Here is a 16,699-nt window from a genome sequence, read left to right as displayed (position 1 = left end):
GGCCCCCGCTCGGCCGAGCGGGGGCCACACCATGTCATCTGCCCGGTCGTCAGTCCCAGCTGGCGTGGAGCGGCTTGCCCTCCGCGTAACCGGCGGCGCTCTGCACCCCGACCACGGCCCGCTGGTGGAACTCCTCCAGCGAGCCCGCGCCCGCGTAGGTGCAGGAGCTCCGCACGCCCGCGACGATCGAGTCGATCAGGTCCTCGACGCCCGGCCGGGCCGGGTCCAGGAACATCCGGGAGGTGGAGATGCCCTCCTCGAACAGCCCCTTGCGGGCCCGGTCGTACGCCGACTCCTCGCTGGTGCGGTTGCGCACGGCGCGGGCGGAGGCCATGCCGAAGCTCTCCTTGTACGGCCGCCCGTCGGCGGTGTGCTGAAGGTCGCCCGGCGACTCGTACGTCCCGGCGAACCACGAGCCGACCATCACATTGGACGCGCCCGCGGCCAGCGCCATCGCGACATCCCGCGGATGCCGGACACCGCCGTCCGCCCATACGTGCTTGCCGAACTTCCGCGCCTCGGCGGCGCATTCGAGCACCGCGGAGAACTGCGGCCGCCCCACGCCCGTCATCATGCGGGTGGTGCACATCGCGCCGGGGCCGACCCCCACCTTCACGATGTCGGCGCCCGCCTCGATCAGGTCGCGCACGCCCACGGCGGAGACGACATTGCCCGCGACCACCGGCACGCCCGGGTCGAGCGCCCGGACCGCCTTCAGCGCGCTGATCATCGACTCCTGGTGGCCATGCGCGGTGTCCACCACGAGCGTGTCCACCCCTGCCGCGAGCAGCCCCTTGGCGCGCCCCGCCACATCGCCGTTGACCCCGACGGCCGCGGCGATCCGCAGCCGCCCGTCCGCGTCCACCGCGGGCTGGTAGAGCGCCGCGCGCAGCGCGCCCTTACGGGTCAGAATGCCCGCCAGCCGACCGTCCGCGTCCACGGCGGGGGCGAGCTTGCGGTGTGCGGCGTCGAGCCGGTTGAAGGCCTCCCGCGGGTCGATGGCCGCGTCGAGCAGCAGCAGCTCCCGGGACATCACCTCGCTCAGCTGGGTGAAGCGGTCCACGCCGGTCAGATCCGACTCCACGACCACGCCCACCGGGCGGCCGTTGTCCACGACCACGCCCGCGCCATGCGCCCGCTTGGGCAGCAGCGCCAGCGCGTCGGCGACGGTCCCGGTCGGACCGAGCACGATCGGCGTGTCCAGCACGAGGTCGCGCTGCTTGACCCAGCCGACCACATCGGCGACCACGTCCAGCGGAATGTCCTGCGGGATGACGACCATCCCGCCACGGCGGGCGACGGTCTCGGCCATCCGGCGCCCGGCGATCGCGGTCATATTGGCCACCACGATCGGGATGCTGGTGCCGCTGCCGTCGGGCGAGGACAGGTCCACATCCTGGCGCGAGCCGACCGCGGAGCGGCTGGGCACCATGAAGACGTCGTCGTACGTCAGGTCGTAGGGCGGCTGCTGATCATTGAGGAAACGCACGCTCGGAACTTCCCAGTCGTTCGGAATTGGCCCTCGACGAAGGAAGCCGAGGAAAACGCACGTACTTCATTCTCCCACGTCGGCCCCGATACCCGGGCCGGGACGATCATCCAGAACGGCCGGGAACCCGCTGGTCGGATCGTCCAACGCCGCCCGCGCAACCCGCGTGCTACACCCCGTCGGGGTCCGCCCGGTCCAGCGCGGGGCGCGGGCCGGGGCCCGTCTCCAGCAGCAGGTGATCGGCGGCGGCGGTGTCCGTGACCAGGCTGGTGACCAGGCCGGAGCGGAGCACCGCGCCGATCGCGGGGGCCTTGCGGCGGCCGCCCGCGATGGCGACGACCTCCGGGATCCGCCGCAGCCGGTCGGCCTCGACCGTGATGCAGCGCTCGCCCAGGTCCCGGCCGATGCGCCGGCCCTCGGCGTCGAAGAGGTGGGCCGACATCTCGGCGGCGGCGCCGAGGCCCGCGTAATGGGCCCGCTCCTGCTCGGTCAGCATGTCGTACACCGTCGAGATACCGGCCTCCCACGAGCCGATGGAGACGGCGGCGACGGTGACCTTGTCGAAGTACTCGAAGGCGCGGGCGATACCGGTCTGGCCGCGCAGCACATTGGCGGTGGCCGTATCGGGCAGCAGCATCGGCGCGTAGATGGGGTGCGCCTCGCCGCCGGACACCGCGGCGGCGCGCCGGACCGCCTCGACCGAGCCGCGCTCGGCGGTGCCCGCGTCGTACACGCCGGTGAGCTGGACGACGGTGCACGGGGGCAGCTGGTGCAGCGCCGCGGCCATGTGGATCGTGGACCGCCCCCAGGCCAGGCCGAGCACATCGCCCTCGTTCACCAGCTCGCCCAGCAGATCCGCGGCGACCTCGCCGAGGTTCTCCGGGTCCGGGGTGTCGGCCTCGGCGTCGGCCGGGGACTCGACCACGACCGCGTGGCGCAGCCCGTACCGGGCGCGCAGCGCGTCGGAGCGCTCCGCGTCGAGCTCGGCGGGCACCCGGATCTCGATGCGCACCAGATCGCGCTCCAGCGCGGTCTCCAGCACCCGCGCCACCTTGAAGCGGCTGACGCCGAACTCCTCGGCGATCTGGATCTTGGACTTGCCTTCGAGGTAGAAGCGGCGCGCCATGGCGGCCGCCTGCACCAGTTCGGCGGGTCCCATCCGCGTGCCTGAACGGCCCGTCGACACCGCGGTCTCCTCACTGCTTCCTATGTTCTGGACTCACCGTTCATCCTGTCAGAAACGGCGGACTTGATCTGCCCTTTACCGATGAGTTCATCGGGCGGTCGCGGGCCCGTCTTCCATACGCCGCGCGATGGGGGTGGCCTGCCGGGCCAGACCACGCAGCTCCTCCACCGCCTTGGCCGGGTCCTGCGCCCCGTAGACCGCGGATCCGGCGACGAACACATCGGCACCGGCCTCGGCACACCGCTCGATCGTCGAGGCGGCGACTCCGCCGTCCACCTGAAGCCACATCTCCAGACCGTGCTTGGAGATCAGCTCGCGGGTGCGGCGGATCTTCGGCAGCATGATGTCGAGGAACGCCTGCCCGCCGAAGCCGGGCTCAACCGTCATCACCAGCACCATGTCCAGCTCGGGCAGCAGGTCCTCGTACTGGTCGATGGGGGTGGCGGGCTTGAGCGCCATCGACGCCCGGGCGCCCTTGGCCCGGATCTCACGGGCCAGCCGTACGGGGGCGGCGGCGGCCTCGGCGTGGAAGGTCACCGAGCCGGCGCCCGCCTCGACATACTGTGGGGCCCAGCGGTCCGGGTCCTCGATCATCAGATGGCAGTCCAGCGGCGTGTCCGTCGCCTTGCCCAGCGCTTCGACCACCGGCACGCCGAGAGTCAGGTTGGGAACGAAGTGGTTGTCCATCACATCGACATGGAGCCAGTCGGCACCCTCGACGGCCTTGGCTTCCTCCGCGAGACGGGAGAAGTCGGCGGACAGGATGCTGGGATTGATCTGCACGGCCATGGCACCAGCCTGCCACGGCCACCGCCGGTCCATGGACCCGGGTGATCACACACATGACGCGACAGCGCACATCCGCGGCACCGGACCGGTCCCGGCTGGTCCGGGGCGCCCTGTCCGTGGCCCTGGCGGCGGGGCTGCTGGTGGCACCGGCCGCCGGGGCGGGGGCTGCCGGGGCGGGTGCCGCCACGGCGGCCGGTGCCTGGCGGCCGGTGTGCACCTCCGCCCGGCCGGGGCTGGCCATCAGGCTCTCCACGGACATCGCCACGGCGCTGCGCGGCCGACCCGAACACGTCGCGATCGCCCTGCGCGACCCCGCCACCCACACGGTCTGCACCCTGCGCGCGAACCGGGCCTTCGACTCCGCGAGCGTGGTCAAGGTGACCGTCCTCGCCACCTTGCTGTGGGACGCGGACAAGCAGCACCGGCAGCTCACCGAGCGGGAGGCCGAGCTGGCCACCGCCATGATCACCAAGTCGGACAACGCCGCCACCAGCACGCTGTGGCGGCAGCTGGGCGCCGACAAGGTGGCGGCGTTTCTCCGGGCCGCCGGGATGTCCCGGACCGTCCCCGGCGCCGACAACCACTGGGGCCTGACCCAGATCACCGCGCGCGACGAGATGCGGCTCCTGGACCTGGTCACCAACCCGAACCGGGTGCTGAGCGACAGCGCCCGTGCGTACATCCTCGATCTGATGGGCAAGGTGGTGCCCTCCCAGCGCTGGGGCACCCCGGCGGGCGCCCCTGACACCGTGCAGATCCATGTGAAGAACGGCTGGCTGTCCCGCGCCACCCACGGCTGGCGGGTGCACAGCATCGGCGTCTTCACGGGCAACGGCCCCAGCTACACCATCACCGTGCTGACCCAGGACAACCGCACCATGGCCGCCGGGGTCGCCACCGTCGAGGCCGTCGCCCGCGCGGTGCACCGGGACCTCCGCACCTAGGCCACCTGCGCACTCAGGCGAGATCCCGGGGTCCCGTCAGTCCGTGCGCCGCAGCAGCGCCAGATACATCGCGTCCGTGCCGTGCAGATGCGGCCACAGCTGCACATCCGGGCCGTCCCCGAGCCCGGGCACCCCCGGCATCAGCGGCCGGGCGTCGATCCACTCGGCGGCGGGCGCGGGGCCGCCGCGGCCCTTGAGGACGTCGTCGACCACGGCCCGCGTCTCGGCGAGGTGCGGCGAACAGGTCGCATAGCCGACCACACCGCCCACGCGCACCGCGCTCAGCGCCTGCCGCAGCAGCTCCCGCTGGAGCGGCGCGAAACCGGCCAGGTCCTCGGGGCTGCGGCGCCAGCGCGCCTCGGGGCGGCGGCGCAGGGCGCCGAGCCCGGTGCAGGGCACGTCCGCCAGGGCCCGGTCGAAGGTGCCGGGGCGCCACGGCGGCCGGGTGCCATCCGCCGCGATCACCTGGTACGGGCCGGGGTTGCCCGCCAGCGCCCGCTCGACCAGGCCCGCCCGGTGCGGCTGCTTCTCCGAGGCGAGCAGCGCCGCGCCCCGCTCCGCGGCCAGCGCGCCGAGCAGCGCGGCCTTGCCGCCGGGGCCCGCGCAGCCGTCCAGCCAGCGCTCGTCCGGCCCGGTCAGCGGCGCGTTCGCCAGCGCGAGGGCGACCAGCTGGCTGCCCTCGTCCTGCACCCCCGCGCGCGCCTCGCGGACCGCGTCCAGCGCCCCCGGCTCGCCGCCCTCGGCGAGCCGCACGGCGTACGGGGACCAGCGGCCCGGCAGCGCGGAGCCCTCGCCGACCGCCGCGATCAGCTCCTCGGTCGTGCTCCGGCCCGGCCGGGCGACGAGGGTGACCTCGGGCCGTTCGTTGTCGGCCTCCAGCAGGTCCTCGACCCCCGCGCTGCCGCCGCCCAGCGCATCCCACAGGGCGGAGACGATCCACCGCGGATGGGAGTGGACGACGGCCAGGTGCTCCTCGGGGTCCTCGTCGTACGGCGGGGCGACCTTCTCCAGCCAGCCGTCGAGGTCATTGGCCGCGACCTTGCGCAGCACGGCGTTGACGAACTTCGCCCGCCCGTCGCCGAGCACCACCCGCGCCAGTTCGACGCTCGCCGAGACGGCGGCGTGGGTGGGGATACGGGTGCCGAGCAGCTGGTGCGCGCCGAGGCTGAGCACATCCAGTACGGGCGGGTCCACCTCGCGCAGCGGCCGGTCCACGCATTCGGCGATGATCGCGTCGTAGGTGCCCTGCCGGCGCAGCGTGCCGTAGACCAGCTCGGTGGCCAGCGCGGCGTCCCGCGCGTCGAAGGGCTTGGCCTCCGTGCTGTCCTGGCGGGCCTTGCGCAGCAGCGGCGGCAGGACGAGGTTCGCGTACGCGTCGCGCTCGTCGACGGCCCGCAGCGCCTCGAAGGCGAGGATCCGTACGGGGTCCTTCTTCGGGCGCCGGTAGGGCTTGCCGGGGGCGCTGCGGCGGGGACGGCCGGGCTGGGGACTCACGAGAAATGTGCTCCGGGGAGGAATGGGGCTCTGAGAGTCCCAGCCTACGGGGCGCGCTCTGTCAGCTGAGGGCGCCCTTGGCCGCCTGTGCCGGGCCCTCGACCAGCGCCGCCTCGTTCAAGGCCGCCTCGCTCAGCGGCGACGGCTGCTCGAACTGGGTGCGGTACAGCTCTTCGTAGCGCCCGCCGGCCGCGAGCAGCGCGGTGTGCGTGCCACGTTCCACGATCCGTCCGTCCTCGACGACCAGGATGAGATCCGCGGCCCGTACGGTGGACAGCCGGTGGGCGATGACCACCGCGGTGCGCCCGTCCAGCGCCTCGGCGAGCGCCTCCTGGACGGCCGCCTCGGAGGTGGAGTCCAGGTGGGCGGTGGCCTCGTCGAGGATCACCACGCGGGGGCGGGCCAGCAGCAGCCGGGCGATGGTCAGCCGCTGGCGCTCGCCGCCGGAGAGCCGGTAGCCGCGCTCGCCGACCACGGTGTCCAGGCCGTCGGGCAGGGCCGCGATCAGCCCGTCGAGGCGGGCCCGGCGCAGCACCTCCCACAGCTCCTCCTCCGCCGCCTCGGGCCGGGCCAGCAGCAGGTTGGCGCGGATCGAGTCGTGGAAGAGGTGGCCGTCCTGGGTGACCATGCCGAGCGTCCGGCGGATGGACTCGGCGGTCAGGTCGCGTACGTCCACGTCCGACAGCCGTACGGCGCCGCCGTCTGCGTCGTAGAGCCTGGGCAGCAGCTGCGCGATGGTCGACTTCCCGGCGCCCGAGGAGCCCACCAGCGCGACCATCTGGCCCGGTTCGGCGCGGAAGGACACCTCGTGGAGCACCTGCTCCCCGCTCCGGGTGTCCAGGGTCGCGACCTCTTCCAGGGAGGCGAGGGAGACCTTGTCCGCCGACGGGTAGCCGAAGTCCACGCGGTCGAACTCCACCGACACCGGCCCCTCGGGCACCGGCCGGGCGTCCGGCTTCTCGGCGATCAGCGGCTCGAGGTCCAGCACCTCGAAGACCCGCTCAAAGCTGACCAGGGCGCTCATGACCTCCACCCGGGCGCCGGCCAGCGCGGTCAGCGGCGCGTACAGGCGGGTGAGCAGCAGCGCGAGGGCGACGACCGCGCCGGGGTCCAGTTGGTCGCGCAGCGCGTAGTAGCCGCCGAGGCCGTAGACGAGGGCGAGGGCCAGGGCGGAGACGAGGGTCAGGGCGGTGACGAAGGAGGTCTGCACCATTGCGGTGCGCACCCCGATGTCGCGCACCCGCCGGGCTCGCGCCGCGAACTCGGCGGACTCCTCGTCCGGCCGGCCGAAGAGCTTGACGAGGGTGGCGCCGGGCGCGGAGAAGCGCTCGGTCATCTGGGTGCCCATGGTGGCGTTGTGGTCGGCCGCCTCGCGCCGCAGCCGGGCCAGCTTGCCGCCGACGCGCCGGGCGGGCAGCAGGAACATCGGCAGCAGCACCAGCGCGAGCAGCGTGATCTGCCAGGAGATGCCGAACATCACCGCGAGCGTGAGCAGCAGGGTCACCAGATTGCCGACCACCCCGGAGAGGGTGTCGCTGAACGCGCGCTGCGCGCCGATGACATCGTTGTTGAGCCGGCTGACCAGGGCGCCGGTGCGGGTGCGGGTGAAGAAGGCGACGGGCAGGCGCTGGACGTGGTCGTACACGGCGGTGCGCAGATCGAGGATGAGCCCTTCGCCGATGTTCGCCGACAGCCAGCGGGTGAGCAGCCCGAGCGCGGCCTCGGCGACCGCGATGACGGCGATGAGCGCCGCGACACCGAGGACGGTGTCCTGGCTCGAACGGTGCACGATCGCGTCCACGACCCGGCCGGCGAGCAGCGGGGTGGCGACCGCGAGCACGGCCGTGACGACACTGCTGACCAGGAAGAAGGCGAGGCGGCGGCGGTGGGGGCGGGCGAAGTCGCCGATGCGCCGCAGGGTTTCGCGGGAGAAGGGACGTTTGTCGTCGTTGGCCATCGCGGTCCGGTAGAGCGAGTGCATTGCGGTGGCTTCCATGTCCATCGCGCACCTCCGTCGGTCTTGGGGGTGCCGTCCCGGGATCGCGGCTCTTCCGGACCGGCGGCACACCTGAGGACCGTAAGACTTGAACCATTGTTGAGGTCAACTCACCACCGATGCGGTGGCCTCACTCCGCCCCCGCGTTTTGGGGCGCGAGGCGGAGCGGAGAAGGACAGAAGGGCTACGGGGCGCTACCCGCCCAGCCGCTCGCCCTGGGCGATCCGCACCCCGCGCGCCCAGTCGGCCCCGGGCATCGGCCGCTTGCCCTGCGGCCGCACCCATGTCAGCTCCACCGCGTGGCTGCCCGTGCCCGCGTATACGGCCTTCTTGGTGACGGCGAGCTCGCCGGGCGCCAGGTCCGTACGGTCCGTCACCAGCGCCGCCGCGTTCACCTTCAGCCGCTCCCCGCGGAAGGTGGTCCACGCCCCCGGCGCGGGGGCGCAGGCCCGCACCAGCCGGTCGACGCGCAGCGCGGGCGCGGCCCAGTCGATCTCCGCGTCCTCGACGTTGATCTTCGGGGCGAGCGAGACGCCCTCGGCGGGCTGCGGCTCGGCGCGCAGGGAGCCGTCCTCGATGCCGTCCATGGTGGCGGCCAGCAGCCCGGCCCCGGCCAGGGACAGCCGCGTCAGCAGGTCGCCGCTGGTGTCCGTGGGCCGTACGTCCTCCGTCACCACCCCGTACACCGGGCCGGAGTCCAGGCCCTCCTCGATCAGGAAGGTCGACGCGCCGGTCACCTCGTCGCCCGCCAGCACCGCGTGCTGCACGGGCGCCGCGCCGCGCCAGGCGGGCAGCAGCGAGAAGTGCAGATTGACCCATCCGTGCGCGGGAATCTCCAGCGCCGCCTTGGGCAGCAGCGCGCCGTACGCGACCACCGGGCAGCAGTCCGGCGCGATCTCGCGGAGCCGGTCCAGGAACTCCGGATCGCGCGGCTTGGCCGGCTTGAGCACCTCGATCCCCGCCTCCGCCGCGCGCTCTGCGACCGGGCTTGCCACCAGCCGCCGACCGCGCCCGGCCGGTGCGTCCGGACGGGTGACGACGGCCACCACCTCATGCCGGTCGGACGCGATCAGCGCGTCCAGGGCGGGCAGGGCGACCTCGGGGGTACCGGCGAAGACGAGCCTCATGGGTGGCGAACTACCTCTCACGCGCAGCGGGAACAGCGCACCAGTCTAGGCGCCGCGCTCCGGGGGGCGTACGAAAGCGGTGGCGCACGCCCCCGGACCGTGACCGACGGGCGGGTGTCGCGTTGGTCAAGGCAGTCAAGGCAGATTGACCGCGTCGGGCCGCTGCGGCGGCCCGACGCGTTTCCGACTTCCCGTCCCCTGTCTTCGAGTACCAACTGTCTTCGAGTACCAACGCCGGATTCGAGAGGCTTGTTCATGGCCGACCACGCAACCCACGACGCCCAGGCACGGGCCAGCCTGCACCTCCTGGTCCGGGACATCGAGCGGGTCCGCCGGCAGGTGGACGCGCTGCGCACGCTCACCGCCCAGCTCGGCAATGTCTACCGTCCGCGGCGCACGGGCCCGTCCGCGGGCTTCGTCGTCTACGGGCGCGCCCCGGCCCCCACCGTGCGCCTGGCCCAGGAGCTGCGGGACAGCGTCGAGACGCTGGTCACGGCCGCCGTGGACTTCGACCGCTCGCTCGGCTTCTCCTGGGACGCGGTGGGCTCGGCGCTCGGCGTCACCAAGCAGGCGGTGCACCGCCGTTACGGGGCGCGCCGGGCCGCCGCGCAGAGCGCCGCCGCCGAGGGCGCCGAGGCGCCGGTGCGCACGGCGGAGCCGGGCGCCGTGCCGTCGGTGCCGTCGGTGCCCGCGGCGCGCTCGATGCCCCCGCAGCCCGCCCCGGCGCTGCGCGAGGAGCCCCGCCCTGGGGCGCTCCCCAACCCGCGCAACGGCTGAGCGAGCACAACTGACTGCGGAAACACAGCAGTTGAGCAGGCGTACCGGCTGAACGGGCGCGCCGGCCGAAGCCCGACTCAGCCGAAGCCCGACTCAGCCGATGTCGAACGGATCGATCCGCACCGCCGGATCCTTCTCGCCCCGGGCCAGCCGCTGCGCCTTCGCCGCCTTGACCGCGGCCGCGAGCGCGCTGCCCTGTCCGGGGCGTACGCGCAGCAGCGCCCGCTGCCACTCCTCCCCCGGCGGCGGCTCACCGGGGCGGCGGGGGCGGCCGGGCTCCGTCAGGGGCAGCGGGACCGGGCCCAGGGTCTCGGTGCCCTCCGGCAGCCGGGCCGCGGCGATCAGTTCGTCCACCGCCTCGGCGGGGCCGGCGACCGAGGCCATCCGGGAGACCGGCGGAAAGCCCAGCTGGGCCCGCTCGGCCAGCTCCCGCGCCGCGTAGCCGGCCGGGTCCCAGCGCACCAGCGCCTGCACCGGCCGCTGCGTCGGCTCGGCTGTCACCACGACAAGACCGCCGTCCGCCTGGCCCCGCACCAGCGCCGCCGCGTCCAGCCAGCGGCGCAGCGCCTCCTCGCCCGCCCGCAGGTCGGGGCGGCCGAGCAGGGCCCAGCCGTCGAGCAGCAGCGCCGCCGCGTATCCGCCGTCGGCGACCGGTTCGGCGCCCGGGGTGCTGACGACGAGCGCGGGACGGTCCGGCACCCGGTCCAGCACATGGTCGCGCCCGGACGTCCGTACCGGCACGGCCGGGAAGGCCCGGCCCAGTTCTTCGGCGGTACGCCGGGCGCCGACGATCCGCGCCCGCAGCCGTACGCCCCCGCACTCGGCGCAGTGCCAGGAGGTCTCGGCCCGGCCGCACCAGCCGCACGCCAGCCGGTCAGCATCCCGGGCCTCCAGAGGCCCGGCGCAGTGCGCACAGCGGGCGGGCGCCCGGCAGCGCTCGCAGGCCAGCCGGGGTACGTACCCCCGGCGCGGCACCTGCACCAGCACCGGGCCCCGGGTCAGCGCGTCCCGGACGGTCTGCCAGGCGAGCGTGGGCAGCCGGGCGGCGCGCGCCTCGGCGTCCCGGGCCACCTCGCCCTCGTCGACCGTACGGATCAGCGGGGCCGCGGCCCGTACCTGCTCGCGGCCGGCTTCCAGGGGCCTGGCCCAGCCGTTCTCGACGAGTTGGGCGGCCTCCACGGTGCGGCCGAGGTCGCCCAGCAGAAAGCCCGTCCGCTCGTGGACGGCGCGCAGCAGCAGGACGTCGCGGGCGTGCGGATGCGGCGCGTGGTCGTCGCTGTGGCTGTGGTCGCCGTCGTCCCAGATCCCCACCAGCCCCAGGCCCCTGACGGGCGCGAACATGGCCGCCCGGGTGCCCACCACGGCCCTGACCGAGCCCCGGCTGACGGCCAGCCAACGCCGGTAGCGCTCCTCGGGCCCGAGGTCCGCGGTGAGCAGCACATGCCGCCCCGCCCCGCCCAGCACTTCGGTCAGCGCGGCGTCGATCCGCGCGGCCGTCCGCCCGTCGGGGACGACGACGAGCGCACCGCGCCCCGAGGCGAGGGTGGCGGCCACCGCGACGGCCCATTCGCGCGGCCAGTGCGGTCCGGGCAGCGCGGTCCACACCGCCCGCGGCGTCCCGCCGCCCGCGAGCGCGTCCAGGAACCCGGGCCCGGCCGGATAGCGCTCCCAGCTCCCGGCGGCGGGCGCCCCCGGCGGCGGGAGCGGCGGCGGAGACGGCTCGCCCTCGGCCCGTACGTTCCGCTTGGGCACGGCCAGTTGGAGTACGTCGGCGAGCGATCCCGCGTACCGGTCGGCGACGGCCCGGCACAGCGCGAGCAGCCCGGGACCCAGCACCGGCTCGGGCGAGAGCACCTGCGCGACGGCCGCGAGCGGCCCCCGGTAGTCGGATTCGGCGACCCGCTCGACGATGTACCCGTCGAGCAGCCCCCCGCCTTCCCGGCGCCCCTCGCGCACCTTCCCCGTACCGGCCCCGAACCGGACCCGCACCCGCACGCCCGGTTTGGCCTCGGCGTCCATCTCGGCGGGCACCGCGTAGTCCCACAGCTTGTCCAGGTGCACCGGGCCCTTGTCCACCAGCACCTTGGCGACCGGCAGCTCCCGCGCCAGCGCGGCCCCCCGCCACGTCCGCGGCTTGGCTTTCGGCGCCTTGGCCTTGCGCACGCTCTCCCGAATGAGCGCAAGCTGCTCCCCACCCGGCTCCTCCGCCGCAGGCTCCGGACGCCCGTTGTCGCTGCTCACAGCTTCAGTCTTAGCAGACGACACGGACACCGGCCCGGGCCTCCCCACAGGGCGCCCGGGCCGGTGTCCGATTCAGTACGGGGGGCCTTACAGACCCACGGCCGCGCGGAGCGCGTCCACGCGGTCGGTGCGCTCCCAGGTGAAGTCCTCGAGCTCGCGGCCGAAGTGGCCGTACGCGGCCGTCTCGGCGTAGATCGGGCGCAGCAGGTCCAAGTCGCGGATGATCGCGGCCGGGCGGAGGTCGAAGACCTCGGAGATGGCCTGCTCGATCTTCTCGGGGTCGACCGTGGCCGTGCCGAAGGTCTCGACGAACAGGCCGACCGGCTCGGCCTTGCCGATCGCGTAGGCGACCTGGACCTCGCAGCGCGCGGCCAGGCCGGCCGCGACGACATTCTTGGCGACCCAGCGCATCGCGTACGCCGCGGAGCGGTCGACCTTGGACGGGTCCTTACCGGAGAAGGCGCCGCCGCCGTGGCGGGCCATGCCGCCGTAGGTGTCGATGATGATCTTCCGGCCGGTGAGGCCGGCGTCGCCCATGGGGCCGCCGATCTCGAACCGTCCGGTGGGGTTGACCAGCAGGCGGTAGCCCTCGGTGTCCAGCTTGATGCCGTCCTCGATCAGCCCGTTCAGGACGTGCTCGACCACGAACTCCCGGATGTCCGGTGCCAGCAGCGAGTCGAGGTCGATGTCGGAGGCGTGCTGCGAGGAGACGACCACGGTGTCCAGGCGGACCGGCTTGTTGCCGTCGTACTCGATGGTGACCTGCGTCTTGCCGTCCGGGCGCAGATAGGGGATGGTCCCGTTCTTGCGCACCTCGGACAGGCGGCGGGAGAGCCGGTGGGCCAGGTTGATCGGGAGCGGCATCAGCTCGGGGGTCTCGTCGCAGGCGAAACCGAACATCAGGCCCTGGTCGCCCGCGCCCTGCTTGTCCAGCTCATCGTCATCACCCTCGACCCGGGCCTCGTACGCCGCGTCGACACCCTGCGCGATGTCCGGGGACTGGGAGCCGATCGACACCGAGACGCCGCACGAGGCTCCGTCGAAGCCCTTCTTCGACGAGTCGTAACCGATCTCGAGGATCTTGTTGCGCACGAGCGTGGCGATCGGTGCGTACGCCTTGGTCGTCACCTCACCGGCCACATGCACCAGGCCGGTGGTGATCAATGTCTCGACGGCGACCCGGGAGGTCGGGTCCTCCTTCAACAGCGCGTCGAGAATGGTGTCGCTGATCTGGTCAGCGATCTTGTCGGGATGACCCTCGGTCACGGATTCCGAGGTGAACAGGCGGCGGGACACATCGCTCCCTGGGGTTGCAGCGGCTGCTGGCTGATCATGGTTGGGACCGCTCGAGAGCTGCGCTCGGTGCGGTTCCTCGGCCAGTTTATCCGGCACGGTCACCGGTCGAGCATCCCCGTCCCACAGAACGGGCAGGCCGTGACGTGGAACATACCTCTCTCTGACCGGAAATTCAGCCTTGTCAGGGAGGCAGGAAAATGTCATTCCCTCCGATGGCCCGATACTGACCGATCACGGGCCCGACGTCTGCCGGGCAACACGCCGATCAGCCGGACCGCGCCGGGCCCCGTTCAGGCGAGACGGCCGGCGACCAGGTCCCAGACCGTGTCGGCCAGGGCCTCCTTGGGCCCGTACGGCACCGGCGTCTCGGTGCCGTCGGCCGCGAGCACGACGGCCTCGTTGGCCTCCGAGCCGAAGGTCTTGTGTTCCCCCACCTCGTTGACGACCAGCAGGTCGCAGCCCTTGCGGGCGAGCTTGGCGCGTCCGTTGGCCAGTACGTCGTCGGTTTCGGCGGCGAAGCCCACGATGACCTGCCCGGGCCGGGCGCGGTCGGCGGAGATCTCGGCGAGCACGTCCGGATTGCGGACCAGGACGATCGGGTCGGGCTCGTGTCCGTCCCGCTTCTTGATCTTTCCCTCGGCGTAGGTCGCGGGCCGGAAGTCGGCGACGGCCGCGGCCATCACCACGGCGTCGGCGTCCGCGGCGGCCTTGACCACCGCCTCGCGCAGCTGCACCGCGGTGCCCACCCGCACCACATCGGCGCCGGCCGGGTCGGGCAGCTCGCTGTTGGCCGAGACCAGGGTCACCCGGGCGCCGCGGGCGACGGCGGCCCGGGCGAGGGCGTAGCCCTGCTTGCCGGTGGAGCGGTTGCCGAGGAAGCGCACCGGGTCCAGGGGCTCGCGGGTGCCGCCGGCGCTCACCACGACATGGCGTCCGGCGAGGTCGATGCGGCGCTCCTCGATGCCGCGGGCGAGCACCCGGCGGCAGACCTCGAAGATCTCACCGGGTTCGGGCAGCCGCCCCTTGCCGGTGTCCACGCCGGTCAGCCGGCCGACGGCGGGCTCGATGACGACGGCCCCGCGGCGGCGCAGCGTGGCGACGTTCTCCTGGGTGGCCGGGTGCTCCCACATCTCGGTGTGCATGGCGGGCGCGAAGACGACCGGACATCGGGCGGTGAGCAGGGTGTTGGTGAGCAGATCGTCGGCGAGGCCGTGGGCGGCCTTGGCGAGCAGGTCGGCGGTGGCGGGGGCGACCACGACGAGGTCGGCGGACTGGCCGATGCGCACATGCGGGACCTCGTGGACGGAGTCCCAGACCTCGGTGGTGACGGGGTTGCCGGACAGGGCCGACCAGGTCGCCGCCCCGACGAAGTGCAGCGCGGAGTCGGTCGGTACGACCCGTACCTCATGGCCGGACTCGGTGAGGCGGCGCAGCAGCTCACACGCCTTGTAGGCGGCGATCCCGCCGCTGACCCCCAGGACGACCTTCGGCTTGTCCATCCGCTCGCCTCTCCGCGCGCTGCCCTGTCACGTACGTACCCATGACACACCACGGGCCCGGCGGCCATGCCGCCGGGCCCGTGGTGGGAGTTCCGACTACTGCGTCGGGCTACTGAGCCGGGGCCTCGATGGCCTCGGAGGTCAGCAGGCCGGCGTTGATCTCGCGGAGCGCGATCGACAGCGGCTTCTCGTGGACGTGGGTGTCCACCAGCGGGCCGACGTACTCGAGCAGGCCCTCGCCGAGCTGCGAGTAGTAGGCGTTGATCTGGCGGGCACGCTTGGCCGCGTAGATCACCAGGCTGTACTTGGAGTCGGTCGCCTCGAGCAGCTCATCAATCGGCGGGTTGATGATGCCCTCGGGCGCGGTGATGGGAGAGGACACTCTCTGCCTTCCGAACGGGTGATGAAGAGATAAGAAATTCGATCAGTATGCCGATCAGCATTCGATCGGCATTCGTTCAATGGTGACCGGCGCTTCGGCCGAGACCGGCGCATGGGAAACCAGTGAAGATCAAACGACTCGCATCAAGGTTAGCAGCTCTTGCGCCACGTCCTCGACGGAGGTATTGACCAAGGTCGTATCGAACTCGGGCTCAGCGGCCAGCTCGGTCTTGGCGGCCTCCAGCCTCCGCGCGATCACCTCGGGCAGCTCGGTCCCCCGGCCGGTGAGCCGGCGCACCAGCTCCTCCCAGCTCGGCGGAGCGAGGAAAACCAGCTGCGCCTCCGGCATGGAGTCGCGGACCTGGCGGGCGCCCTGCAGATCGATCTCCAGCAGCACCGACTCACCCGCGGCGAGGCGGTCCTGGACCGCCTCGCGCGGGGTGCCGTAGCGGTTGCCCGCGAACTCGGCCCACTCCAGCAGCTCACCGTTGGCGATGAGCTTGTCGAATTCCCCGTCGTCCACGAAGAAGTACTGAACACCGTGGCGCTCGCCGGGGCGCGGCTTGCGGGTGGTGGCCGAGACCGAGAGCCACACCTCAGGGTGTGCCTTGCGCATATGAGCGACGACCGTGCTCTTGCCGACCCCGGAAGGGCCGGAGAGCACGGTCAGCCGCGGACGTGCGTCCGGGGGTACGGGGGTCGCCCCGCGGGAGTGTGCTGCCATGCAGCGATTATCCAGGTTCCCCGGAGTGCCTGGAAACGTCAGCCGGCGGCGCCGCCGAACTCGCGCTCAAGCGATGCGATCTGGTTGGAGCCCAGACCGCGGACACGACGGCTCTCGGAAATGCCGAGCCGCTCCATGATCTGCTTGGCGCGGACCTTGCCAACGCCAGGCAGGGACTCCAGGAGAGCGGACACCTTCATCTTGCCGATGACATCGTTCTCCTGGCCCTGCTTGATGACCTCGTGCAGGGAAGCGCCGGAGTGCTTGAGTCGATTCTTGACCTCGGCGCGCTCCCGGCGAGCCGCGGCGGCCTTTTCGAGCGCGGCTGCGCGCTGTTCAGGGGTAAGGGGCGGAAGAGCCACGCCTACGTCACCTCGGATGTCGAACTTGTCGGATACGGACCGGTGAGGAACCTAGTCGCCCCTCACCTGCGGAGCAACGCGCAACGCAGCTGCGCGTTGGCTCTGGTCGGAGACTAGCGGCCCATTCCGCTCCAGTCAGCGAGAACAGACGAAAAGTCCTGGTCAGACTCGCTCGACTTGGACATTTAGGGGCAAAACAACCCGCTTATTCGGCCACCGCGCGCACTTGATCAGCCAATCGGAGCGCCGCCGACGCCAGCGAAGCCGGATCCGGACCGTGCCGGAGCACCCCCCGGCTGACGCTCGGGACCACATTCCGCACCGCCGCGCCGAAGACCCCCGGAAGGTCCGCGGGCGTCGCACCCTGGGCGCCGATGCCCGCGGACCTTCCGGG

Annotated in this window: 14 protein-coding genes and 1 pseudogene; 2 read left to right on the top strand and 13 right to left on the bottom strand. The window is 72.8% G+C overall.

Annotated features, from left to right (window positions below; all coding sequences use genetic code 11):
• Positions 1-49 precede the first annotated feature (49 nt).
• The 3 genes from CCN51_RS14580 to rpe all read right to left on the bottom strand — a co-directional run bounded on the left by CCN51_RS14580 (position 50) and on the right by rpe (position 3,464).
• Entirely contained in the window at positions 50-1,489 is a 1,440-nt protein-coding gene (locus tag CCN51_RS14580; RefSeq protein ID WP_014174945.1) for a GuaB1 family IMP dehydrogenase-related protein, read from the bottom strand.
• Positions 1,490-1,658: 169 nt separating this feature from the next.
• Positions 1,659-2,648, bottom strand: a complete 990-nt coding sequence (locus tag CCN51_RS14575; RefSeq protein WP_193383782.1) for a sugar-binding transcriptional regulator — start codon at positions 2,646-2,648, stop codon at positions 1,659-1,661.
• A 114-nt stretch (positions 2,649-2,762) separates the two neighbouring features.
• On the bottom strand, positions 2,763-3,464 hold the full coding sequence (gene rpe, locus CCN51_RS14570) for a ribulose-phosphate 3-epimerase (protein ID WP_055413889.1): 702 nt from the start codon (positions 3,462-3,464) through the stop codon (positions 2,763-2,765).
• Between the two features lie 53 nt (positions 3,465-3,517).
• On the opposite strand from rpe, the gene CCN51_RS14565 reads away from it, so the two are divergent.
• Entirely contained in the window at positions 3,518-4,408 is an 891-nt protein-coding gene (locus tag CCN51_RS14565; RefSeq protein ID WP_014174948.1) for a serine hydrolase, read from the top strand.
• Between the two features lie 36 nt (positions 4,409-4,444).
• Here CCN51_RS14565 and CCN51_RS14560 read toward each other — a convergent pair whose 3' ends face one another.
• From CCN51_RS14560 to fmt, 3 genes are all read right to left on the bottom strand, one after another.
• The gene (locus tag CCN51_RS14560; protein WP_014174949.1) at positions 4,445-5,902 is read right to left on the bottom strand and encodes an RsmB/NOP family class I SAM-dependent RNA methyltransferase; all 1,458 of its coding nucleotides are present in this window, start codon (positions 5,900-5,902) and stop codon (positions 4,445-4,447) included.
• A gap of 61 nt (positions 5,903-5,963) precedes the next feature.
• Positions 5,964-7,904, bottom strand: coding sequence for an ABC transporter ATP-binding protein (locus tag CCN51_RS14555; protein WP_014174950.1), 1,941 nt, complete (start codon positions 7,902-7,904; stop codon positions 5,964-5,966).
• Between the two features lie 188 nt (positions 7,905-8,092).
• Complete coding sequence (fmt, locus tag CCN51_RS14550; RefSeq protein ID WP_014174951.1) at positions 8,093-9,025, bottom strand: methionyl-tRNA formyltransferase; 933 nt, start codon at positions 9,023-9,025, stop codon at positions 8,093-8,095.
• Positions 9,026-9,280: 255 nt separating this feature from the next.
• Here fmt and CCN51_RS14545 point away from each other — a divergent pair, with 255 nt between their 5' ends.
• A complete protein-coding gene (locus tag CCN51_RS14545) occupies positions 9,281-9,802 on the top strand; it encodes a hypothetical protein (RefSeq protein WP_014174952.1) in 522 nt (173 codons plus the stop codon).
• 93 nt (positions 9,803-9,895) lie between these two features.
• Here the strand turns inward: CCN51_RS14545 and CCN51_RS14540 are convergent, their stop codons facing one another.
• The 7 genes and pseudogenes from CCN51_RS14540 to CCN51_RS14510 form a co-directional block, all read right to left on the bottom strand.
• Positions 9,896-12,043 (bottom strand): primosomal protein N', encoded by a 2,148-nt coding sequence (locus tag CCN51_RS14540; RefSeq protein ID WP_043486406.1) that lies wholly within the window; start codon positions 12,041-12,043, stop codon positions 9,896-9,898.
• Between the two features lie 87 nt (positions 12,044-12,130).
• Entirely contained in the window at positions 12,131-13,339 is a 1,209-nt protein-coding gene (gene metK / locus CCN51_RS14535; protein ID WP_014174954.1) for a methionine adenosyltransferase, read from the bottom strand.
• A 290-nt stretch (positions 13,340-13,629) separates the two neighbouring features.
• Positions 13,630-14,838: a bifunctional phosphopantothenoylcysteine decarboxylase/phosphopantothenate--cysteine ligase CoaBC gene (gene coaBC / locus CCN51_RS14530; protein ID WP_014174955.1), complete on the bottom strand. Its 1,209-nt coding sequence runs from the start codon at positions 14,836-14,838 to the stop codon at positions 13,630-13,632.
• Positions 14,839-14,947: 109 nt separating this feature from the next.
• Positions 14,948-15,220 carry a DNA-directed RNA polymerase subunit omega gene (gene rpoZ / locus CCN51_RS14525; protein WP_014174956.1) on the bottom strand — a complete coding sequence of 91 codons (273 nt, stop codon included), beginning with the start codon at positions 15,218-15,220 and terminating at the stop codon, positions 14,948-14,950.
• 129 nt (positions 15,221-15,349) lie between these two features.
• Positions 15,350-15,943, bottom strand: a complete 594-nt coding sequence (gmk, locus tag CCN51_RS14520; protein ID WP_086859611.1) for a guanylate kinase — start codon at positions 15,941-15,943, stop codon at positions 15,350-15,352.
• A 38-nt stretch (positions 15,944-15,981) separates the two neighbouring features.
• Entirely contained in the window at positions 15,982-16,305 is a 324-nt protein-coding gene (locus CCN51_RS14515; protein WP_009713618.1) for an integration host factor, read from the bottom strand.
• Positions 16,306-16,510: 205 nt separating this feature from the next.
• Positions 16,511-16,699, bottom strand: a pseudogene (locus CCN51_RS14510) (orotidine-5'-phosphate decarboxylase); the annotation flags it as partial.

Origin of the sequence: Streptomyces milbemycinicus (assembly GCF_002154605.1) — a bacterium.
GTDB lineage: Bacteria > Actinomycetota > Actinomycetes > Streptomycetales > Streptomycetaceae > Streptomyces > Streptomyces milbemycinicus.
The sequence above is the reverse complement of the archived record's forward strand: the minus strand, read 5'-3'. Positions and strand labels throughout refer to the sequence as shown.